General features: G+C 75.4%; 20 protein-coding genes. 14 read left to right on the top strand and 6 right to left on the bottom strand.

Annotation, left to right across the window (positions count from 1 at the left end; translation table 11 throughout):
* Positions 1-56: 56 nt before the first annotated feature.
* Genes AB0412_RS08695 through AB0412_RS08645 form a run of 11 tightly spaced genes read left to right on the top strand, consistent with a single transcriptional unit; the run spans position 57 to position 11,398 of the window.
* Positions 57-1,694 (top strand): carbamoyltransferase C-terminal domain-containing protein, encoded by a 1,638-nt coding sequence (locus tag AB0412_RS08695; protein ID WP_366401782.1) that lies wholly within the window; start codon positions 57-59, stop codon positions 1,692-1,694.
* Positions 1,691-2,689 carry a glycosyltransferase gene (locus AB0412_RS08690; protein ID WP_366401781.1) on the top strand — a complete coding sequence of 333 codons (999 nt, stop codon included), beginning with the start codon at positions 1,691-1,693 and terminating at the stop codon, positions 2,687-2,689. Before AB0412_RS08695 ends, AB0412_RS08690 begins: the two co-directional genes overlap by 4 nt.
* Positions 2,686-3,288, top strand: a complete 603-nt coding sequence (locus AB0412_RS08685) for an HAD family hydrolase (RefSeq protein WP_366401780.1) — start codon at positions 2,686-2,688, stop codon at positions 3,286-3,288. Before AB0412_RS08690 ends, AB0412_RS08685 begins: the two co-directional genes overlap by 4 nt.
* Entirely contained in the window at positions 3,285-4,283 is a 999-nt protein-coding gene (locus tag AB0412_RS08680; protein WP_366401779.1) for a glycosyltransferase family 9 protein, read from the top strand. The genes AB0412_RS08685 and AB0412_RS08680 overlap by 4 nt, the downstream gene beginning before the upstream one ends.
* Entirely contained in the window at positions 4,280-5,230 is a 951-nt protein-coding gene (locus AB0412_RS08675) for a glycosyltransferase (protein WP_366401778.1), read from the top strand. Before AB0412_RS08680 ends, AB0412_RS08675 begins: the two co-directional genes overlap by 4 nt.
* Positions 5,227-6,444: a glycosyltransferase gene (locus AB0412_RS08670; RefSeq protein ID WP_366401777.1), complete on the top strand. Its 1,218-nt coding sequence runs from the start codon at positions 5,227-5,229 to the stop codon at positions 6,442-6,444. The genes AB0412_RS08675 and AB0412_RS08670 overlap by 4 nt, the downstream gene beginning before the upstream one ends.
* Entirely contained in the window at positions 6,444-7,055 is a 612-nt protein-coding gene (locus AB0412_RS08665) for an SIS domain-containing protein (protein ID WP_366401776.1), read from the top strand. The genes AB0412_RS08670 and AB0412_RS08665 overlap by 1 nt, the downstream gene beginning before the upstream one ends.
* Complete coding sequence (rfaE2, locus tag AB0412_RS08660; RefSeq protein WP_366401775.1) at positions 7,052-8,530, top strand: D-glycero-beta-D-manno-heptose 1-phosphate adenylyltransferase; 1,479 nt, start codon at positions 7,052-7,054, stop codon at positions 8,528-8,530. Before AB0412_RS08665 ends, rfaE2 begins: the two co-directional genes overlap by 4 nt.
* Positions 8,527-9,621: a glycosyltransferase family 9 protein gene (locus tag AB0412_RS08655; protein ID WP_366401774.1), complete on the top strand. Its 1,095-nt coding sequence runs from the start codon at positions 8,527-8,529 to the stop codon at positions 9,619-9,621. The genes rfaE2 and AB0412_RS08655 overlap by 4 nt, the downstream gene beginning before the upstream one ends.
* On the top strand, positions 9,618-10,499 hold the full coding sequence (locus AB0412_RS08650) for a glycosyltransferase (RefSeq protein WP_366401773.1): 882 nt from the start codon (positions 9,618-9,620) through the stop codon (positions 10,497-10,499). Before AB0412_RS08655 ends, AB0412_RS08650 begins: the two co-directional genes overlap by 4 nt.
* Positions 10,496-11,398: a glycosyltransferase gene (locus tag AB0412_RS08645; protein ID WP_366401772.1), complete on the top strand. Its 903-nt coding sequence runs from the start codon at positions 10,496-10,498 to the stop codon at positions 11,396-11,398. The genes AB0412_RS08650 and AB0412_RS08645 overlap by 4 nt, the downstream gene beginning before the upstream one ends.
* A gap of 238 nt (positions 11,399-11,636) precedes the next feature.
* Here AB0412_RS08645 and AB0412_RS08640 read toward each other — a convergent pair whose 3' ends face one another.
* Positions 11,637-12,545 (bottom strand): polysaccharide pyruvyl transferase family protein, encoded by a 909-nt coding sequence (locus AB0412_RS08640; protein ID WP_366401771.1) that lies wholly within the window; start codon positions 12,543-12,545, stop codon positions 11,637-11,639.
* A gap of 122 nt (positions 12,546-12,667) precedes the next feature.
* Here AB0412_RS08640 and AB0412_RS08635 point away from each other — a divergent pair, with 122 nt between their 5' ends.
* Entirely contained in the window at positions 12,668-13,822 is a 1,155-nt protein-coding gene (locus tag AB0412_RS08635) for a winged helix DNA-binding domain-containing protein (RefSeq protein ID WP_366401770.1), read from the top strand.
* Here the strand turns inward: AB0412_RS08635 and AB0412_RS08630 are convergent.
* On the bottom strand, positions 13,819-13,995 hold the full coding sequence (locus tag AB0412_RS08630) for a hypothetical protein (RefSeq protein ID WP_366401769.1): 177 nt from the start codon (positions 13,993-13,995) through the stop codon (positions 13,819-13,821). The two genes, AB0412_RS08635 and AB0412_RS08630, sit on opposite strands and share 4 nt — an antisense overlap.
* Before the next feature lie 184 nt (positions 13,996-14,179).
* On the opposite strand from AB0412_RS08630, the gene AB0412_RS08625 reads away from it, so the two are divergent.
* Positions 14,180-15,307: a winged helix DNA-binding domain-containing protein gene (locus AB0412_RS08625; RefSeq protein WP_366401768.1), complete on the top strand. Its 1,128-nt coding sequence runs from the start codon at positions 14,180-14,182 to the stop codon at positions 15,305-15,307.
* Positions 15,308-15,363: 56 nt separating this feature from the next.
* Positions 15,364-15,906, top strand: coding sequence for a GNAT family protein (locus AB0412_RS08620; RefSeq protein WP_366401767.1), 543 nt, complete (start codon positions 15,364-15,366; stop codon positions 15,904-15,906).
* 40 nt (positions 15,907-15,946) lie between these two features.
* On the opposite strand, the gene AB0412_RS08615 is transcribed toward AB0412_RS08620, so the two are convergent.
* From AB0412_RS08615 to AB0412_RS08600, 4 genes are all read right to left on the bottom strand, one after another.
* Complete coding sequence (locus tag AB0412_RS08615; protein ID WP_366401766.1) at positions 15,947-16,597, bottom strand: LysE family translocator; 651 nt, start codon at positions 16,595-16,597, stop codon at positions 15,947-15,949.
* Between the two features lie 117 nt (positions 16,598-16,714).
* Positions 16,715-17,506, bottom strand: a complete 792-nt coding sequence (locus AB0412_RS08610; protein ID WP_366401765.1) for a serine protease — start codon at positions 17,504-17,506, stop codon at positions 16,715-16,717.
* Positions 17,507-17,692: 186 nt separating this feature from the next.
* Positions 17,693-19,093, bottom strand: coding sequence for a dihydrolipoyl dehydrogenase (lpdA, locus tag AB0412_RS08605; protein ID WP_366401764.1), 1,401 nt, complete (start codon positions 19,091-19,093; stop codon positions 17,693-17,695).
* Between the two features lie 69 nt (positions 19,094-19,162).
* Complete coding sequence (locus AB0412_RS08600; protein WP_366401763.1) at positions 19,163-21,973, bottom strand: AAA family ATPase; 2,811 nt, start codon at positions 21,971-21,973, stop codon at positions 19,163-19,165.
* Positions 21,974-22,063: the final 90 nt, after the last annotated feature.

Below are 22,063 nucleotides of genomic sequence, written 5' to 3'. Positions count from 1 at the left end.
GCGGCACCCGCGTCCCTGGAGCCCCACACGTCGCACATGGACGGAGAACACCCCCCATGCGCATCCTCGGAATCAACGCCCTCTTCCACGACCCAGCCGCCGCCCTGGTCGTCGACGGCCGGACCGTGGCCGCGGCCGAGGAGGAGCGCTTCAGCCGGCGCAAGCACGGCAAGCGGCCGGTGCCCTTCTCCGCCTGGGAACTGCCCGAGCAGTCGGCCCGCTGGTGCCTGGAGCGGGCGGGACTGCGCGCCGCTGACCTCGACGCCGTCACCTACTCCTTCGACCCCGCGCTCGCCCGGCCCGCCCACGCCATGGGCCTGGACGACCCGTGGGACCCGCTGCGCCTGGAGTACGCCCGCCGCGCGCCCGAGTTCCTCGCCGAGGCGCTGCCCGGGCTCGACCCCGCCCGGGTCGTCTTCGTCCCCCACCACGTCGCCCACGCCGCCTCCGCGGGGCCCGCCTCCCCGCACCCGGACAGCGCTGTCCTCGTCCTCGACGGCCGCGGCGAGGCCGCCTCCCACCTGGCCGGCCGCTACCGCGACGGCAAGCTCGACACCCTCGCCACCCAGGCCCTGCCCGACTCCCTCGGCCTCCTCTACGAGGAGCTCACCGCCCACCTCGGCTTCCTGCGCAGCAGCGACGAGTACAAGGTGATGGCCCTCGCCTCCTACGGCACCCCCCGCCATCTGCACCGCCTGCGCGAGTACGTCCATCCCACCGGCCACGGCGGCTTCCGCGCCCACGGTGTCGACTGGGCCGCCTTCACCCCGCCACGGGCCGAGGACGAACCCTGGAACCAGGACCACGCCGACCTCGCCGCGAGCGCCCAGGCCGTCCTGGAGGAGGTCCTGCTGGAGCTGGCGCACTGGCTGCACCGCGAGGCCGGCGGCGAGGCGCTCACCCTGGCCGGCGGCGTCGCCCTGAACTGCGTCGCCAACTCGAAGATCGCCGCACGCGGCCCGTACCGGAACGTGTGGGTGCAGCCCGCCGCCGGTGACGCCGGCACCGCGCTCGGCGGCGCCCTGCACCTGGCCGCGCAGGAGGGCGTCCCGCAGCCCATGCCGGGCGCCGGCCTCGGCCGTGACTGGAGCGACGACGCACTGCGCGACTGGCTGGAACGGGCGGCGATCCCGTACGACAAGCCCGCCGACATCGCCGAGACCGTCGCCGAGGAACTGGCCCGGGACGGCATCGTCGCCTGGTTCCAGGGCCGCAGCGAGTACGGGCCGCGCGCCCTCGGACACCGGTCCCTGCTCGCCCACCCGGGGCGCGCCGAGAACCTCGAACGTCTCAACCACGTCAAGGGCCGCGAGGAGTTCCGCCCCGTCGCCCCGATGGTCCTCGCCGACCGGGCCGCCGAGCTGTTCTCCGGCGGTCCGCTGCCCAGCCCGTACATGCTCTTCGTGCACGACGTCGACGAGGCGTGGCGGGAGCGGATCCCGGCCGTCGTCCACGTCGACGGCACCGCCCGCATCCAGACCGTGGACGAGGGCGCCGAGCCGCTGGTGGCGCGGATGCTGCGCGCCTTCGAGCGGCGCACCGGGCTGCCGGTCGTGGTCAACACCAGCCTCAACACCGCGGGCCGCCCCATGGTCGACGATCCGCGCGACGCGCTGGAGTGCTTCGGCTCGGCGCCGGTGGACCTGCTCGCCCTCGGGCCGTACGCGGTGCGCAGGGGGAGGGCGTTCGCATGACGCCGTACTCCGTCGTGATCCCCACCCTGGTGCGGGACACCCTCGCCGACTGTCTCGCCGCGCTCGCCGCGGCGACCGGTCCGCGCCCCGAGCGGATCGTCCTCGTCGACGACCGGCGCGAGCCCGAACCCGGGGCCCTGGAGCACCCGTTGGCCGTCCTCGGCGACCTGCGGGAGCGCACCACCGTCGTCGCCTGCGGGGGACGCGGGCCGGCCGCCGCGCGCAACACCGGGCTGCGCACGGTCACCACGCCCTGGGTGGCCTTCCTCGACGACGACGTCCAGGTCGGCCCGCGCTGGTGCGAGCAACTCGCGCGGGACCTCGCCGAGGCGCCCCCCGACACCGCCGGCGTCCAGGGCGTCATCACCGTGCCGCTGTCCGGCCGGCGGCGCCCCACCGACTGGGAACGCGCCACCGCGGGACTCGCGCGGGCCCGCTGGATCACCGCCGACATGGCCTACCGCACCGAGGCGCTGAAACAGCTCGGCGGCTTCGACGAACGCTTCCCGCGCGCCTTCCGCGAGGACGCGGACCTCGCGCTGCGCGTCCTCGACGCCGGCTGGCGCATCCGCCGGGGCGGGCGCACCACCCGCCATCCCGTGCGGCCCGCCTCCCGCTGGGTGTCGCTGCAGCAGCAGCGCGGCAACGCCGACGACGCGCTGATGCGGCAGCTGCACGGGCCCGGCTGGTGGGAACGGGCGGTCGCGCCGCGCGGCCGGATCCGCCGCCACGCCGCGATCACCGCGGCCGGTGCCGCCGCCTGCGCGTTCACCGCGACCGGGCATCGCCGGGCCGCCGCCGTGTGCGCGCTCGGCTGGGCCGCCGGGACCGCCGAGTTCGCCCGCGCCCGCATCCTGCCCGGGCCGCGCACCCGCGACGAGGTGACGACCATGCTGGCCACCAGCGTGCTCATCCCGCCCGCGGCGACCTGGCACCGGCTGGCCGGAGCCTGGCGCCACCGAGGCGCCCCCGCCTGGCAGGAGGTGGCCCGGTGAACACGGTGAAGGCCGTGCTGTTCGACCGCGACGGCACGCTGATCGAGGACGTCCCCTACAACGGCGACCCCGAGCGGGTGCGCCCCGTCGAGGGCGCCCGCGAGGCCGTGGCCGCGCTGCGTGCCCGCGGCATCCGCACCGGGGTCGTCACCAACCAGTCCGGCATCGCGCGCGGCCTGCTCACCGCCGCCGACGTCCGCCGGGTCAACCGGCGCGTCGACGAACTCTTCGGCGCCTTCGACGTCTGGGCGGTCTGCCCGCACGGCCCCGACGACGGCTGCCACTGCCGCAAACCGCAGCCGGGCATGATCCAGTGGGCGGCCGGCCGCATCTGCGCCAACCCCGCCGAGTGCGTCGTCATCGGCGACATCGGAGCCGACATCGAGGCCGCCCACCGCGCCGGCGCCCACGCCATCCTCGTCCCGACCCCCCAGACGCGCCCGGAGGAGACGGCGGCGGCCCCCCGGGTGGCCCCGGACCTCCCGACGGCCGTGCGGGCCGTTCTGGAGGCAGCCGCCCCGGACCCGAACGCGCGGGACGGGAACCCCGCACGCCCCGGTTCCCGCCCCGACGCCGCCGCTGCGGGGAGGCAGCCGTGAAGGCGCTCGTCGCACGGCTCGACAGCTTCGGCGATGTGCTGCTCGCCGGGCCCGCCGTGCGTGCCGTCGCCGCACGCGCCGAGACCGTCACCCTGCTGTGCGGTCCGCACGGGGCGCCCGCCGCACGGCTGCTGCCCGGTGTCGACGACGTGCTCGTGTGGGACGCCCCCTGGGTGGGCTTCCAGCCGCCCCCGGTGCGCCGCGAGGGCGTCGACACCGTCGTCGGCGCGATCGCCGCCACCGACGCCGACACCGCCCTGGTGCTGACCTCCTTCCACCAGTCGCCGTTGCCGACCGCGCTGTTGCTGCGGCTGGCCGGCGTCCGCTTCGTCGCCGCCGACAGCGAGGACTACCCCGGCTCCCTCCTCGACGTACGCCACCACCGCGCCCCGCACGCCCACGAGGCGGAGGCCGCGCTCGACCTCGCCGGGGCCGCCGGGTTCCCGCCCGTCGACGACGGCCGGCTGCGCGTGCTGCCGCCGCCCCCGACCGAGGAGCTGACCGGTCCCCCGGGATACGTCGTCCTCCACCCGGGCGCCAGCGTCCCGGCCCGCGCCTGGAGCCCCGAGCGGTGCGCGCAGGCCGTGCGCGAACTGGCCGCCGACGGACGCCGGGTGGTCGTGACCGGCGGCCCGGGGGAGCGGGACCTGACCGCGTACGTCGCCGGTCACCACGCGCTCGACCTCGGCGGCCGGACCGGCGCCGCCGAACTCGCCGGAGTGCTCGCCGGGGCCGCCTGCGTGGTCACCGGCAACACCGGTCCGGCCCATCTCGCCGCCGCCGTCGGCACCCCGGTGGTGTCGCTGTTCGCGCCCGTCGTCCCCGCCGAGCGCTGGCGCCCGTACGGCGTGCCCTGCGTGCTGCTCGGCGACCAGCAGGCGCCCTGCGCCGACACCAGGGCCCGCACCTGTCCCGTACCCGGCCACCCCTGTCTGGACGGCGTCACCGCACACGACGTCGTGGCGGCGGTCGACAAGCTCGTGGAGGTGACATGAGGATCCTGCTGTGGCACGTGCACGGATCGTGGACCACCGCCTTCGTGCAGGGCCCGCACACCTACCTCGTCCCGGTCACCCCGGACCGCGGCCCGGACGGCCTCGGCCGCGCCCGCACCTTCGACTGGCCCGACTCGGTCGTCGAGGTGCCGCCGGAGCGGCTGCGGGACGAGCACATCGACGTGGTCGTGCTGCAACGCCCCCACGAACTCGCCCTGGTCGACGCCTGGCTGGGCCGCCGGCCGCCGCTGGTCTACCTGGAGCACAACGCCCCCGACGCAGACGTGCCCGACACCCGGCACCCCGCCGCGGACCTCCCCGGCGTCACCCTCGTGCACGTCACCCACTTCAACCGGCTGATGTGGGACAGCGGGACCACCCCGGCCACCGTCATCGAACACGGCATCGTCGACCCCGGACCGAGGTGGACCGGCGAACTGCCGCACGCCGCCGTCGTCGTCAACGAACCCGTCCGGCGCGGCCGTACCACCGGCACCGACCTGCTGCCCGCCTTCGCCGGCGCCGCCCCCCTCGACGTCTTCGGCATGCGCACCGACGGCCTGGCCGCCCACCTCGGCCTGCCCGCCGACCGCTGCCGCGCCCACGAACTCGCCCAGGCGGACCTGCACACCGCGATGGCCCGCCGCCGCGTCTACGTCCACCCCGTCCGCTGGACCTCCCTCGGCCTGTCCCTGCTGGAGGCGATGCACCTGGGCATGCCCGTGGTCGCGCTCGCCACCACCGAGGTCACCGAGGCCGTACCGCCCGGCGCCGGAGTGGTGTCCAACCGGATCGACGTACTGACCGATGCCGTACGGGACTTCGTCGCCGACCCGCTGCACGCCCGCCTCATCGGCGAGGGCGCACGCGCGGCCGCGCTCGCCCGCTACGGACTGTCCCGTTTCCTGGACGACTGGGAGCGGCTGCTCAAGGAGGTGACCCGATGAGGATCGCCATGGTGTCCGAGCACGCGAGCCCGCTCGCCGCGCTCGGCGGCGTCGACGCCGGGGGCCAGAACGTGTACGTGGCCCGGCTCAGCGAGGAGCTGGCCCGGCGCGGCCACCAGGTCACGGTGTACACGCGCCGCGACTCCACCGGTCTGCCCGACCGGGTGCCGCTGCCCGGCGGAGCGGTCGTGGAGCACGTCCCCGCGGGGCCGCCCGAAGCCGTCCCGAAGGACGACCTGCTGCCGTACATGGCCGACTTCGGCGCGCACCTCGCACGGGTCTGGCGCCGCGAGCGGCCCGACGTGGTGCACGCCCACTTCTGGATGTCGGGCCTGGCCGCCCACCTCGGCGCGCGACCGCACGGCATCCCGGTGGTGCAGACGTTCCACGCCCTCGGCACCGTCAAGCGGCGCCACCAGGGCTGGCGCGACACCAGCCCGCCGCAGCGCATCGGCATCGAACGGCAGATCGGGCAGACCTCCGCCCGCGTCCTCGCCACGTGCAGCGACGAGGTGCGCGAACTCGACCTCATGGGCGTACCCGCCCACCAGGTGTCCGTGGTGCCCTGCGGCGTCGACGCCGGCCACTTCCGCCCCGGCGCCGACGGCGCACCGCCCCCGCCGCGCCGCGCCCGCCACCGGCTGCTCGCCTGCGGGCGGCTCGTCCGCCGCAAGGGATACGACCAGGCCGTCCGTGCGCTCACGAAGATCCCCGACACCGAACTCGTCATCGCGGGCGGCCCCGCCGCGGCCCACCTCGACCGCGACCAGGAGGCACGGCGCCTACGGCACCTCGCCCACCGCGCCGGTGTCGCCGACCGGGTGCGCATGACCGGCGCGGTCGACCCCGCCGACATGCCCGCCCTGATCGGCAGCGCGGACCTGGTGCTGTGCACGCCCGTCTACGAGCCGTTCGGCATCGTGCCGCTGGAGGCCATGGCCTGTGCCGTGCCCGTCGTCGCCACCGACGTCGGCGGCCACCGCGACAGCGTCGCCGACGGCGTCACCGGGCGGCTCGTACCGCCCGAGGACCCCGACGCGGTCGCCGCCGCCGTGCGCGAACTGTCCGGCCGGCCTCGGCTGCGCCACCGGTACGGCGCCGCCGGGCGGGAGCGAGTGCTCGCCCACTACACATGGCAGCGCGTCGCCGACGGCGTCGAGGACGTCCACCGACAGGTTCTGACCGGACACACGATCCCCGAAGAGGTGGCCTGATGACCGTGCACCCTCCCGTCACCGGGCACTGCGACGAACTCCGTGACGCCCTCGGCGCGTTCCGCTCCTCCGCCCGCATCACCGAGCGGTGGGGCGAGCAGCTCGCCGCGACGCTCACCCGCGGCGGCCGGCTGCTGGCCGCGGGCAACGGCGGCAGCGCGGCCCAGGCGCAGCACCTGACCGCGGAACTCGTCGGCCGCTACCGCGACGACCGGCCCGCCTTCTCGGCGATCGCCCTGCACGCGGACACCTCCAGCACCACCGCGATCGCCAACGACTACGGCGTGGACGCGGTGTTCGCCCGCCAGGTCCGCGCCCACGGCCGCCCCGGCGACGTGCTCGTGCTGCTGTCCACCTCCGGCGCCAGCGCGAACCTGCTGTCCGCGGCGGACACGGCGCGGGCGGCCGGGCTGCGGGTGTGGGCGATGACGGGGCCGGCGCCGAATCCGCTGATGGCGGGCAGCGACGAGTCGCTGTGCGTCGAGGCCCCTTCGGCCGCCACCGTGCAGGAACTGCATCTGGTCGCGGTGCACATGCTGTGCGAGGCGTTCGACGCGGCACTCGACGGGGGGAACGGCCGTGGGGGGCCTGCCGGGCGGGTGGTGACATGACGGGCGCGGGAATGCACGGCCGCGACGTGAACGGCGGTCGCGTGGGCGCCGGTCGCACGGTCGGCGCGCGCACGGACGGCGCTCGCGCGGTCGGCGGCCGAGCGCGTGGCGGCGGCGGGCGCGGCAAGGCGCCGCTCCTCGTGGTCGGGGACGCGCTGCTGGACCGGGACGTCACCGGCCGGGCCGAGCGGCTCGCGCCGGACGCGCCCGTGCCGGTGGTCGACGACTGCGGGGAGACCACCCGGCCCGGCGGCGCCGCGCTCACCGCGTATCTCGCCGCCCGCGACGGCCGTGACGTCACGCTGATCGCCGCAGTGGGCGACGACCCGGCCAGCCGTGAGCTGAAGCGGCTCCTCGAACCCTGGGTGACGCTGATCCCGCTGCCGCTGACCGGGCCGCTGCCGGAGAAGACCCGTGTCCTCGCGGGGGACCGGCCGGTGGCCCGTCTCGACCGGGGGGACGGCCGGGCCCGCGCGGCGACGGACGCGGCCCGCGAGGCCGTCCGCGCCGCGCCCGCCGTCCTCGTCTCCGACTACGGCCGCGGCACCGCCGACCGGCTCCGGGACGCCCTGGCCGCCCGCCCGCCCCTGGTGTGGGACCCGCACCCGCGCGGCGGCCCCCCGGTGCCGGGCACCCGGCTCGTCACCCCCGCAGAGAAGGAGGCGCACGCCCTGGCACCCGCCGACGGCACCACGCGCCGGAACCTGCACGCCGCCGCGCACAGCGCCGCCGCGCTGGTACGGCACTGGAGGGTCGCCGCCGTGGCGGTCACCCTGGGCGCCCGCGGCGCTCTGCTGTCCTACGGCGAGCATCCGCTGCTCGTCCCCGCCGCCACCGCCCACCACGGCGACAGCTGCGGCGCCGGGGACCGGTTCGCGGCGACCGCGGCCGGGCTGCTCGCCGACGGCGTGCTGGTCGGCGAGGCCGTCGAGGGTGCCGTCGCCGCAGCGACCGGTTTCGTCGGCGCGGGCGGCGCCGGTGCGCTGCCCCGCGCGGACGCGCCCGCGTCGCCGTCCGACGACGACCCCTTCGCCCTCGCCGCCCGCATCCGCTCCGCGCACGGCACGGTCGTCGCGGCGGGCGGCTGCTTCGACCTGCTGCACGCCGGACACGTCGGACTGCTCCAGGCGGCCCGCGGACTCGGCGACTGCCTGGTGGTGTGCGTCAACTCGGACGCCTCCGTACGGCGCCGCAAAGGTGCTGGCCGTCCGGTCAACCCGCTCGCCGACCGCGTCCGCGTCCTGCGTGCCCTGGCCTGCGTGGACGCGGTCGCCGTCTTCGACGAGGACACCCCCGAACGCCTCCTGGGCGACCTGCGCCCCGACGTCTGGGTCAAGGGCGGCGACTACGCCGCCGCCGATCTCCCCGAGGCGTCCCTCCTGGAGGAATGGGGCGGCCAGGCGGTCCTCCTCCCGTACCTCGCGGGCCGCTCCTCGACCCGCATCCTGTCCCGGGCGACGGAAGGGCTGCGATGACGGCTGCCGGCCGAAGGGCTGCGACGACGGCTGCCGACTGGAGGCCGCGCCTTCTCGTGCTGCGCGCGCTGGGCCTCGGGGACCTGCTGGCCGGCGTGCCCGCGCTGCGGGCGCTGCGGCGGGGGTTTCCCGGGCACGAACTGGTGCTGGCCGCGCCCGGCGCCCTGCGGGACGTCGCCGCGGCCAGCGGGGCCGTCGACCGGGTGCTGCACGCCTCCGCTCCGGGACGGGCCGTGCCGCGGGCCCTCGACTGGAGCGGGCCGCCCCCCGATGTGGCCGTCGACCTGCACGGCAACGGACCGCCCAGTCACCGGCTGCTCCAGGAACTGCGCCCCGGGCGGCTGCTCGCCTTCGCCCACCCCGGGACGCCCGAGATCGACGGGCCGCCCTGGTACGCCGAGGAACACGAACGCGACCGCTGGTGCCGGCTGCTGCGTGCCCACGGCATCGACGCCGACCCCGCCGACCTGCTGCTGCCCCGCCCCGGCGCCGTGTCACCCGCCCCCGGGGCCGTCGTCCTGCATCCCGGCGCCGGTGCGCCCGCCCGCTGCTGGCCCGTCGAGCGGTACGCGGCCGTCGCGGGCGCCCTGCGCGAGCGCGGCCTGCGGGTCGTCGTGACCGGGGGAGCGGACGAGGGCGACCTGGTGGCGCGGCTCGCCAAGCAGGCCGACCTGCCCGACACCGACGTCTTCGGCGGCGGCCTCCCCTACGACCGCCTCGCCGCCCTCGTCGCCGACGCGCACGCCGTGATCAGCGGCGACACCGGCATCGCCCACCTCGCGGTCGCCCACGCCGCCCCCACCGTCACCCTCTTCGGCCCGGTCCCGCCGAGCCGTTGGGGCCCGCCCGACCACCCCCGCCACCGCACCCTGTGGTACGGCCCGCCGGGCGACCCCCACGCCCGCCGCCCCGACCCGGCCCTGCTCCGCATCACCCCGGACGACGTCCTGCGCGCCCTCGCCCGACTGCCCTCGCGGCCGACCGACGCCGCGGGTGCGGCGGGGAGCGGGAGGGAGCGGGAGCGGCCACCCGTCTTCCCCGACACCCGCCCTCTGCGAACCGTCCCTCCGGGAGGTGACCACGCCCCATGAGCCACCCGCCCACCGGGTCCCGTCCCGTCGGCATCGTCATCGCCACCCGCGACCGCCGCGCCCGGCTGGCCCGCACCCTGCGGCAGCTCCTCGCGCTGCCCGAGCGGCCCGAGATCCTCGTCGTGGACAACGCCTCCACCGACGGCACCCGGGCCATGCTCGTCCGCGACTTCCCCGAGGTGCGGGTGCTGGCGCTGCCCGTCAACCACGGTGCCCTCGCCCGCAATCACGGCGCCCGGGCCCTCGACACCCCCTACATCGCGTTCAGCGACGACGACTCCTGGTGGGAGCCGGGCTCCCTGGCCCGCGCGGCCGAGTTGTTCGACGACCACCCGCGGCTCGGCCTGATCGCCGCCCGCACGCTCGTCGGCCCGGACGCCCGGCCCGACCCGCTCAACGACGTCCTGGCCCACTCGCCCCTCGGACCGGCCACCGACCTGCCCGGCACCCAGGTGCTCGGCTTCCTCGCCTGCGGTGCCGTCGTCCGGCGCCACGCCTACCTCGACGCCGGCGGCTTCCACCGGCTGCTGTTCTTCGGCGGTGAGGAGACCCTCCTCGCCTACGACCTGGCCGCCCGCGGCTGGGGCGTCACCCACTGTCCCGACGTCGTCGCGCACCACGACCCGTCGCCGGCACCCCGCCCCGGCCGCCCGGCGGTCCAGCGCCGCAACGAACTCCTCACCGCCTGGCTGCGCCGCCCCGTCGGCCACGCCCTCGCCCGCACCGGCGCCCTCGCGGCCCAGGCCCGCGGCGACGGCCACGCCCGGCGTGCCCTGCGCGAGGCCCTGGCCCGGCTGCCGGCCGCCCTGCGCGAACGCAGGCCCCTGCCCCCGCACGTGGAGCGCGCCGCCCGTCTGCTCGAGGAGACGACCGCATGAGCGGCCCCGACCCCCGTACGACCGTCGTCGTCATCACCCACAACCGGCGCCGCGAACTCCTGCGCACCCTGCGTCACCTCGCCGAACTCCCCGAACGGCCCCCGGTGCTCGTCACCGACAACGGTTCCACCGACGGCACCGCCGACGCCGTCGCCCGCGACCACCCCGACGTGACGCTGCTGCGCCCCGGCCGAAACCTCGGCGCGGTCGGCCGCAACCTCGCGGTACGGCAGGTCAGCACGCCCTACGTCGCCTTCTGCGACGACGACTCCTGGTGGTCGCCCGGCTCCCTGTCCGGCGCCGCCGACCTGCTGGACCGGTATCCGGCGCTCGCGTCCGTCACCGCGCGGATCATCGTCGAACCGGACGGCACCGACGACCCGATCGTCGCCGAACTGCGCGAGTCGCCCGTGCCCGGCCCGTCCTGGCTGCCCGGACCCGCGCTCGGCTCGTTCCTCGCGGCGGCGACCGTCCTGCGCACCGACGCCTTTCGCGCCGCGGGCGGCTTCCACCCGAAGCTCTGGCTCGGCGGCGAGGAGGAACTCCTGGCCGCCGACCTCGCCGCCGACGGCTGGTGGCTCATCTACGCCGATCATCTGACGGTCCATCACCAGGCGTCGCCGGCCCGGGACTCCACGCTGCGCCGCAGGCACGGGATCCGCAACACCCTGTGGTTCACCTGGCTGCGCCGCCCGGCCGGACCCGCCCTGCGCCGCACCGTGAACCTCGCCCGCACCGTTCCGCGCGACACCGCCTCCCTGCGCGCCTTCGCCGAAGCGGCGGCGGCGCTGCCCTGGGTGCTGCGCGAACGCCGCGTCCTGCCGCACGAGGTCGAGTCCCGCCTCCGCCTCCTGGAACCCTCCCAGCGCACCTCGACGGCCCGCCGCTACACGGGCTGACAGCCCGCGGAGCCGCGGCCCCACGCCCCCGCTCGGAGCACGGCCCGCGGCTGCGCCACTCCTCGCCTTCCCGCAGTTCCTCGTCGGCCGCCGCGTCGGCGTCCTGATCGGAAGACCCCGGCCCGTTCGGCGTCCTCGCGGAGCCTGGCCCGCCGGGTGGCGTACTTCTTGCTGCCGGGTCCGGGCACGACCATCACCTCCTGCCCGGCAGGTCCCCGGCGCCCCGGAGGGCGCACGCCTACCCCGCGCGGCGTGCCGTCAGTGCCTCCACCAGGCGGTCCGCGCCGTCCGGTGCGGTGCCCTCGCGGAAGGCGTCGCGGGCCTGCCGGGCGGCCACCCGGCCCGAGGTCAGGCACCAGTCCCACCAGCGGTCCAGCCGGCGTTCGTCCAGGTCCTCGGCGGGCACCAGCGCGGGCCAGCCGCACACCCGGGCCTGCGCCGTGACCTTCGCGCCGCCCGCCACCGGATCCACCGCCAGCACCGGGGTGCCGACCCGCAGCGCCAGCACCAGCCCGTGCAGCCGGTCCGTGACCACCAGATCGAGGCGGGCCAGCACCGACTGCACCTGCGCGGGCGTCGCGCTCAGATGCCAGTCACGGGTGTCGAGCCGGGTCTCCAGCTCCAGTCGCGCACAGTCCTTGCCGGCCAGCCAGCGCGTCACCTCCTCGGCGACCTGCTGGTGCCGCCGCTGCTCGCCGTACTCGTGCTGCCCGTACGTGAGGATCACCCCGACCACGGGCCGGGCCGGCGCCGCCGGGGCACGGGCCGCCAGATCCTCCGTCGGCTCCGCGTCCGGCGCGTCCCGCGCCAGTACCCGGTGGAACCCGCGCACGGCCTCCCCGCCGGGATCGATCACCGAGGTCCCCACCGCGATCCGCACACAGTGCGCGAACCGCCGGTGCAGCTCCTCGACCTGCGGCCCGTCCAGCGGGCCGCACACGAACACCAGATGGGAGTAGTCGCGGGGCCGTACGTCGTCCAGATGCCGTGCGTCCGGCAGGAAGCCGGGGCTCCACACCACGTCGTAGGGGATCCGGGCCCCGCGCAGCACCTCCTCCACCCGGTGCAGCGCCAGCACGTCCCCGGCGGTCGCCTCCCCGTCGGGGAAGCTGAACCACCCGGTCAGCAGGACCCTCTCCGGTCCCATGAGGTCACCTACCTGCACAATGCCCCCCGAGTGCCCCGCTCCCGCGCGAGGCAACCGTCCCGGCGCGGGCACCTCGAGCGAGCCCCTGGCGGCCCGCGACCTCGGCGCGCGAGAATCCCGGCGTGCAGATCACCGCGGGCGAACTCAACCGTGCCACCCTGGCGCGCCAGCTCCTGCTGGAGCGGCATCCGCTGAGCGTGCCCGAGGCGGTCCGCCGGGTCGTCGCGCTCCAGGCGCAGCACGCCCCGTCGCCGTATCTCGCGCTGTGGAACCGCGTCACGGATCTCGACCCGACCGCCGTGGACGACGTCTTCGCCCGGCGGACGGTGGTCAAGGCGACCCTGCTGCGGCTCACCCTGCACGCGGTGCACCATGCCGACTACCAGGTGTTCCGGGAGGCGATGCAGCCGACGCTGTACGCCTCCCGGCTCGGGTACCGCTTCGCCGCCACCGGGCTGACCCCGGAGCACGCCGAGAAACTGGTGCCCCCGCTGCTGGACTTCGCCGCCCGCCCCCGCACCGCCGCGGAACTGCGGGCCTGGCTCGCCGAGCAGGTCGGCGCCGAGTGCGCGGAGGGCGCCTGGTGGGGCCTGCGGGCGTACGCGCCGCTCTGGCATCTCCCGACGGGCGGCCCCTGGTCGTTCGGGCAGCGTGCGTCGTTCGCCGCCGCCCGCACCGGGCCCGTGCCCACCGGCAAGGAGTATGCGCCGCACGCGCTGCGGACGCTCGTCCTGCGGTACCTGGAGGGCTTCGGCCCGGCGTCGGTGGCGGACGTGGCGCAGTTCGCCATGGTGCAGCGCACTCCGGTGCGCAAGGCGCTCCTCGCCCTGGACGGCGCCGTCGAACGCCTCGACGGCCCGGACGGCACCACCCTGTACGACGTTCCCGGCGCGCCGCGCCCACCCGCGGACACTCCGGCCCCGCCGCGCCTGATGGCGATGTGGGACAGCACCCTGCTGGCGTACGCCGACCGCAGCCGCGTCATCCCGTCCGGCCTGCGCCGCCTGGTGATCCGCAGCAACGGTGACGTGCTGCCCACGCTGCTCGTCGACGGCCGGGTCGCCGGCGTGTGGCGGCCGGAGACCGGCGGCATCGAGGTCACCGCCTTCCACGACCTGCCGCCCGCCACCTGGGACGCCGTCGCCGAGGAGGCGCACACCCTGGGCGCGTTCCTGGCCGACCGCGACCCAGCCGTCTACGCCCGCTACCGCCACTGGTGGGCGAAGCTGCCCGAGGCCCGGGTCCGGCTGCTGCCGAGCCGGGCGAGCCGGGCCTAGGCCCGTCGGGGAGCCGGCTCCCGGTGGTGTTCCTGGTGCCCGGCCAGGGCCTGGCGGGCCTGGTCCCGGGTGCGCTCGGCCACCTCGCGGGTCTCGGTGAGGACGTCGCCGAGTTCGCGCACCAGGCTCTCGTAGACGGGCAGACGGTCGTGGCTGGTGGGAGGGGGTGTCACAGGGCTGGTCCTTCGCGTGGGGGTCGACTGCTGATCGAGGGGCGCCTCGCGGGGGCCCTTACACGTCAGCGTCCCGCTGCGGCCGTGATGTCACGGGCGTCACGGAATGTCCCGGAGACGGGCACGCCTTCTGCACGTCTCCTTGCGGACGGAAGCTGACCGCAAGGAGCGCTAGCGTGCGGACATGACCCAGACGAAGCGGAGCGTCACCAGCGTCACCCCGCCGCCCGGCGCCGTGCTCGGCACCCGCGCCCTGAACCGGGCCACTCTCGCGCGGCAACTGCTGCTGCGCCGCTCGCCGCTGTCCGCCGAGGCCGCGGTCCGGCATCTGGTCGGACTCCAGGCGCAGAACGTCAAGCCCCCGTACTACGCGCTCGCCGCCCGCCTCGACGGATTCACCCCCGAGGCGCTGTCCCGCCCCATGGCCGACCGCGCGGTGGTCCGCATCGTCACCCTGCGCTCGACCATCCACACCCACACCGCCGACGACTGCCTCACCCTGCGCCCCCTGGTGCAGCCCGCCCGCGACCGTGAGATCGCGGTCTTCCGCAAGGGCCTCACCGGCGTCGACCTGGACCGGCTCGCCACCCTCGCCCGTGAGCTCGTCGAGTCCGAGCCGCGCACCATGAAGCAGCTGCGCGAGGCCCTGCTGCTTCAGTGGCCCGACGCGGACCCGCAGGCCCTGTCCGTCGCCGCCCGCTGCAAGCTGCCGCTCGTCCAGATCACCCCGCGCGGGCTGTGGGGCCGCAGCGGTCAGGTCACGCTCACCACCGCCGAGCACTGGCTGGGCCGCCCCGCCGAGCCGGCCCCGGCACCCGACGACACCGTGCTGCGCTACCTCGCGGCCTTCGGCCCGGCCTCCGTGAAGGACATGCAGACCTGGTCCGGCCTCACCCGCCTGCGCCCGGCCTTCGAACGGCTCCGGCCCCGCCTCGTCACCTTCCGCGACGAGGCCGGCGTCGAGCTGTTCGACCTTCCCGACGCGCCCCGCCCCGACCCGGACACCCCGGCACCGCCGCGCTTCCTGCCCGAGTTCGACAACCTGCTGCTCTCCCACGCCGACCGCACCCGGGTCGTCCCGGCCGAGCACAAGGGCCGCAGCTGGCAGGGCAACATCGCCTACTGCACCCTCCTCGTCGACGGGTTCCTCGCGGGCCTGTGGCGCCTGGAGAAGGACGCCCTCGTCGTCGAGCCGTTCGGGACGCTCACCAAGGCGCAGCGGGAGGAGGTCACCACGGAGGGCGAGCGGATGCTGCGGGTGATGCACCCGGACACGTCGTACGACATCCGCTTCGGGACGGTACGCGGGTGAGGGGGCAGTCGCTTATTCGTTTGCCGCCGCCCGAGCCGGCCGGATAGGAAGCTCGCATGCTTCGAGGCAGCAAGGTCGGGCTCAGGGCCCGGCACGACGAGGACATCCCGATCCTGCGGGCCGAGCTCGCCGACGACGTGGTCAACGCCTCGCGGGCCGCGGCCGGCCCGTGGCGGCCGATCACCCCCGGCTCGCCGGAGGCGCCGTTCGCGGTGGACGACAAGGAGCAGCGGAACGTGCCGTTCTCCGTCGTGGAGCTGGACGGCGGCACCCTGGTCGGCGCCGCGTCGCTGTGGGGCATCGACACCCACAACCGGTCCGCGCACGTCGGGCTCGGGCTGCTGCCGTCCGCCCGCGGCAAGGGCTACGGCACCGACGTGGTCGCGGTGCTGTGCCACTACGGCTTCGTCGTGCGCGGACTGCACCGGCTGCAGATCGACACGCTGGCGGACAACACCGCGATGCTGCGCTCGGCCGAGCGCAACGGCTTCGTCCGCGAGGGCGTGCTGCGCTCCGCGTCCTGGGTGATGGGCGAGTTCCTGGACGAGGTGCTGCTCGGGCTGCTCGCCGAGGACTGGAAGCCGGACCCGAAGGTCTGAGCCGGCGCCGGCGTCCCCGTGCCGGCAGCGCCCGCCGGTCTCAGTCCGCCCGGCCGGTCACCGCCACCGTCACCCCGAGGCCGATCATGGTGCAGCCGCCCGCCCCGCCGATCAGAGACAGCCGCCGGTCCGACCGGGCGAACCAGGCGCGGGCGGCCGACGCCGTCAGCCCCCACAAGGTGTCCGTCACCAGGCCGATCAGGATCGGCACCAGACCCAGCAGCAGCATCTGCACGGGCACATGACCCGCCGAGTGGTCCACGAACTGCGGCAGTACGGCGGCGAAGAACACCACGCCCTTCGGGTTGGTGACCCCGACCAGCACCCCGTCGAGCACCGTCCGCAGATCCCCGCGCACCGGTCCGCCGCCCCGCCCGGCCGTGATCCGCGCCGCCTTCAGCTCGCCGCGGTGCCGGAACGCCTGCACGCCGAGGAACACCAGGTACGCGGCCCCGGCGAGCTTCACGGCCAGATAGACCGTCACCGACCGCTCCACCAGCGAGCCGATCCCCAACGCGACCGCCACGACCAGCAGATACGACCCGACGACATTGCCCACGACGGTCGCCATCGCGGTGCGGCGGCCGTGGGCGAGCGCCCGGCCGATGACGAACAGCACGCTCGGGCCGGGAATCACGATCACCAGCAGGGACATCGCCGCGAAGGCGAGGAGACGGTCGGCGGTCACCATGCGCGTCATTCAAACACGGGCGCACCGGACATGGAGAGGGGGCGTTGCGGGCTGCTCGTGGAAGCCCGCAACGCCCCCTGGCACTGACCTGAGGGGTACCTCAGGAACTCATGGGAGCTACGAGTTGATCTGCGCGGTCACCTGCGCGGAGAACGTCGTCAGCCGGGTGTACACCCCGGGGTACCCGGCCGCGGCGCAGCCGTCGCCCCAGGACGTGATCCCCGCCAGTACGCCGCCTATCAGCAGCGGCCCGCCGCTGTCGCCCTGGCAGGTGTCCACGCCGCCGGCCGAGTACCCGGCGCACACCATGTCGCTCTGCACGAACCGCGAGCCGTACGAGGTGCGGCAGCTCGCGTCGGAGACGGTCGGCACGGTCGCGGTGCGCAGCTGGTTGGAGGAGCTGCCGCCGGAGGACGTGGTGCCCCAGCCGAGGATGCGGGCGGTGGTGCCGGGCGCGTACACGCCCGTGTCCGAGGAGGAGACGTAGCGGGCCGTGGTGTACGGCATCGACGTGGACAGCGTCAGCACGGCCACGTCGTCCCCGCGGGTGACGCGCCGGTAGTCGGGGTGGATCCAGATCTTGCTGACCTTCGCCACCGTGCCGTTGGTGCCGTCGAGATAGGTGCGCCCGCCGACCACGCGCACGCTGCTCGGGCTCTCGCCGACCATGCAGTGCGCGGCCGTGACGACCTTGGTCGCAGACACCAGCGTGCCGCCGCAGAACTGGTTCTGCGAGGCGTCGGTGATCTGCATCATGAACGGGTACGCGGACGTCGTGGTCGTCGTACCGCCGACGATCGGCTGGGGAGCGGCGCCGGCGGCCGGGGCGGTGAACAGCGCGGTGACGGCGGCAGCGGCGGTCGCCGTGGCGAGGGCGGCGGCGCGTCTGGCACGGGTGAGGCGGGACATGGGTCTCCTCAGGGGTTGCCGGTGGGGGGTCGCGCGGGGTGGGGGGTGGTGCACGAGGGTCCGGATACCGGCCCCCGTGTGCCCGAGCGAGCGGCACGGAATTACGCTACGACCAGGAGCGCCGCGCCCCAATGAGGGAACCCCCTAAGGGAGTTGGGCAGGGAAAACCCTCGGTCCCGCCGCCGGCTACATGTTGATCATGTGCCCCGCCAGGCCGTGCACCGCCTCCTTCACCGCCTCCCCGAGCGTGGGGTGCGCGTGCACGTTGCGCGCGATCTCGTGCACCGTCAGGTCCCACTGCTGAGCCAGCGTCAGCTCCGGCAGCAGTTCGGTGACTTCGGGGCCGATGAGGTGGGCGCCCAGCAGTTCGCCGTACTTCCCGTCGCTGATGACCTTCACGAAGCCGACGGCGTGTCCCAGGCCGTGCGCCTTGCCGTTCGCGGTGAACGGGAACTTCGCCACCCGCACGTCGAAACCTCGCTCGCGCGCCTGGGCCTCGGTCCAGCCGAAACTGGCGATCTGCGGCTGGCAGTAGGTGGCCCGGGGGATCATGGTGTAGTCCAGCTCCATGGTCTCCGTGTCCGCGATGGTCTCCGCGGCCACGATGCCCATGGACTCGGCGGCGTGCGCCAGCATCAGCTTCGCCGTGACGTCCCCGATGGCGAAGATGTGCGGCACGCTGGTGCGGCAGCGCCCGTCGACGTCGACGGCACCCCGCTCGGTGAGGCGCACCCCGGTGTTCTCCAGGCCGTAGCCCTGCACGTTCGGGGCGAAGCCGATGGCCTGGAGGACCTTGTCCGTCTCGAGCGTGCGGCGCTCGCCGCCCTTGTTCACCGTCACCCGGACCCGGTCGCCGGAGTCGTCGATCTCCTCCACGGCGGTGCCCGTGAGGACCTCGATGCCGAGCCGGCGGTAATGCTTGGCGAGTTCCCTGGAGATCTCCTCGTCCTCCAGCGGGACCATCCGGTCGAGGTACTCGACGATGGTCACCTCCACGCCGTAACTGCGCAGCACGTAGGCGAACTCGACGCCGATCGCGCCCGCCCCCGCGATGACGATGCTGCCGGGCAGCGTGTCGCTGAGGATCTGGCTCTCGAAGGTGACCACCCGCTCCGACAGGGAGGTCCCGGGCAGCAGCCGCGGAGTGGCGCCGGCCGCGATGATGCAGTGGCCGAAGGTCACGGTCTCGGTGCCGCCGTCGGCGAGGGCCACCACCAGGGTGTGGGCGTCGGTGAAGGTGCCGCGCCCGTCGAACTGGGTGATGGCGTTCTTCTTCATCAGATAGTGCACGCCCTTGACCCGGCCGTCGGCGACCGTGCGGCTGCGCCGGTGGGCGGCCGTGTAGTCGGCCGTCACCTCGCCGCCCACCCGGATGCCGTAGGCCTCGGCCTCCTTGGTCACGAACTGCACCATCTCGGCGTTGCGCAGCAGGGCCTTGGACGGGATGCATCCGACGTTGAGGCACACGCCGCCCCAGTAGCGCTCCTCGACCACGGCGGTGGTCAGGCCGAGCTGCGCGCTGCGGACCGCCGCGGTGTAGCCGCCGGGGCCCGCTCCCAGAACAAGTACGTCAAAGTGTTGGCTCACACCGGCACCCTCGTCCTGTTCGGTCGGCCGATCAACCGGGCACGGTGCTCATCGGCTGTGACGTTGCCCTCACTTGGTGTTGCGGCCCGCCGCCAGCCGCACGATGTCCACCCGCGACCGGATCCCCAGCTTGCGGTACACCCGGGTGAGCGTCGCCTCCACCGTCTTGACGCTGATGAACAGGCGAGCGGCGATCTCCCGGTTGGTGGCGCCCTCCATCACCAGCGCGGCCACCTGACGCTCCATCGAGGCGAGACCGTCCAGGGCGGTCGGTGTCGCGGCGGACACCGTCTCCGGCTCCGGCGGGCCCGCCGCGGCCGCCGTGTCCACCTGGCGCAGCCAGGGCAGCGCACGGCAGCGCCGGAACAGCCGTGCCGCCTCGTCGTACGCGGGCGGTCCCGGACGCCGGGCGCGCAGCCGGGCCAGCGCGAACGCCGCCCGCGCCTCCTCCAGCCCGTACCCCAGCCGGCCGAGACGGTCCCGCGCCGACGCCAGCTGGGCCTCGGCGGCGTCCTGTTCACCCCGGGCGGCGCGCACCAGCGCCTCCGCACGGTCCAGCACCGCCAGCACACTCGCCCGGTCCAGGCGCAGCGCGTGCACCCGCGTGAGGTTGATCAGCTCCTGGGCCTCACCGGGCTCGCCGATCCGCACCAGCGCCTCGGCGAGATCACCGTGCCAGCGGCCCCGCGCCGGGTCGCTGATGCCCATGCCCTGCTCCAGCTCCCGCACGCGCCGCAGCGAGCCGACCGCCGCCGCAGCGTCCCCGGCGACCAGCTGGGCGTAGCCGAGGGCGGCCAGGGCGCGCGAGAGGTACATCTGGTCGCCGTCCACCTCGGCGTGGTCCGCGGCCTCCCGGGCCAGCGCCAGCGCCCGGTCCACGTCCCCGCCCGACGCCTCCGCGAGCGAGGCGAGCATCGCCGAGGCGCCCTCACCGATCCCCGAGTCCCGGGCCAGCCGCAGGCTCTCCCGGGCCAGGTCCAGGGCCCGGCCGCAGTGTCCCGAGCGCAGTTCGGTGTCGGCGAGGAAGCGCAGGAAGTGCACCTCGCTCTCGACCATGCCGCGCCGCCGCGCCTCGCGCAGCAGCGCCGTGATGGACGTACGGGCCTGGGGCAGCTGGTCGCTCATCAGCAGCCACCGGAAGCGGGCCATGCCGGCGCCGTTGTGGTGGCAGGCCACATACGGGTCCTGGGGCTCCCTCAGGGCCCGCTTGATGGTGGCGGGCGCGTCCTGGTGGCCCATCAGCGTCTCCGTGGACGCCTGGAAGGCCAGCGCCATCAGCTCCGTGCGCCGGTCCTCGCCCCGCGCGGCCAGCTCCGCCGCGTGCGCCGCCTCCCGCCGGGCCTTGTCGAAGTCGCCGTCGACGACCAGTTCCCGCCAGGCCAGCTGGTAGTGGACCAGCGCGAGCAGCCCGGGGTCGTCGCCCGCGTCGGCCAGCACCTGCGGGAACACCGCGTCGACCTCGCCGAGTGCCTGCCCGGCCGCCTCGATGACCACCATCCACGCCCGCACCCGCTCCGCGGGCACCGTGGCCCGGGTCAGCACCTCGCGGGCGATGTCCCGCGCCAGATCCGCCTCCCCGGCCGTGATCGCGTCCTCCGCGGCCTGCAACCGCCGCCCGTCCGGCCCCGGCGTGCTGTCGGCGGGGGTGTGCCGGGCGGCGAGCAGCCCGAGCGAGGCGGCGACCGACGGCGCCCCGCGGTCCCGGGCCAGCGCGGCGGCCTCGGCGAGCCGCGCCGCCACCTCCGGGTCGGTGCCGGTCGTCGCCAGTGCCAGATGCCGGGCCCGCTCGATGGGGTCGGAGGCGGCCGTGGACAGCGCGGTGTGCACGGCCCGCCGCTCGTGCGCGGGAGCCTCCGCGTACAGCGCCGCCGAGATCAGCGGATGCGCGAAACGCAGCGCCGGTTCCTCCGGATCCGTCGCCAGCAGCCCCAGGGCGGCGGCCTGCGCCGTCTCCGCCTCGGCGTTGTCCCGGCCGGCCGCGTGCAGCAGTGCCAGGGAGGGACGGGCACCCGCGCTGGCCACCAGCAGCGTGCGGCGCGCCTCGGCGGAGAGCATCTCCAGCCGGCTCAGCACCAGCGCGCGCAGCGAGGTCGGCACCGGCAGCGGCTCACCCGGCCGGGGCCGGGTGGGGCTCTCGGCGAGGGCGCGGCCCAGCTCCAGCGCGAACAGGGGGTTGCCGCCGCTGGTGCGGTGGATGTCGCGGGCCGTGGAGCGGGACAGCCCGGTGTAGCCGCGGTGGTCGAGGAGCGCGGACACCTGGGCGCGGGTGAACGGACCCAGACGCACGGCCAGGGTGTCGGGCGGGCAGGCCCGCAGATGACGGTCGTACTCCTCGTCCTCGGTGCGCACCGCGCACAGCATCTGCACCGGCGTGTCGCCGAGGCGCCGGGCGGCGAAGCCGAGGAGCTCGGCGCTGGCCGAGTCCAGCCACTGCAGATCGTCGGCGACGACGAGCACCGGGCCGTCGGCGGCGAGCGCGCGCAGCGCGGACAGCACCGCCAGGCGCAGCGCCAGCCCGTCCCGCTGGAGCGTGGACTCCCCGCGGCCGGTGAGCGCCGACTCCAGGGCGGTGCGCTGGGCCGCGGGCAGCCGGGGGGACACCCTGTCGAGGACCAGACCGAACAGATCGGCCAGCGCCAGGAACGGCAGATGCGATTCGGACTCGGTGGCCGAGCAGCGCAACACCGTGCGCGATGCGGCGGCGTTTTCCGCCGCAAGTGCCCGCAGCACGGTCGATTTTCCTATTCCGGCGGGGCCGTGCAGCAGCACGCTGCCGCCGCGGGCGAGCTGCTCGCGGGCGTCGGAGCACAGCTCCTCCCGCCCGATGACCAGGTCGGGGCGGCACCTGGCAGGCTCCTTGAAGTCCCGTCGCACGGTCACCGCTCCCCTCCGTGTGGCGTGTCCCGGCCAATATTAGGCAACGGGCTGTTTATTTCGGACGGACGGTCTGGTGAGGGAAATAACAACGGG

The organism is Streptomyces sp. NPDC052012 (assembly GCF_040689265.1).
Taxonomy (GTDB): Bacteria; Actinomycetota; Actinomycetes; order Streptomycetales; family Streptomycetaceae; genus Streptomyces.
The sequence above is the reverse complement of the archived record's forward strand: the minus strand, read 5'-3'. Positions and strand labels throughout refer to the sequence as shown.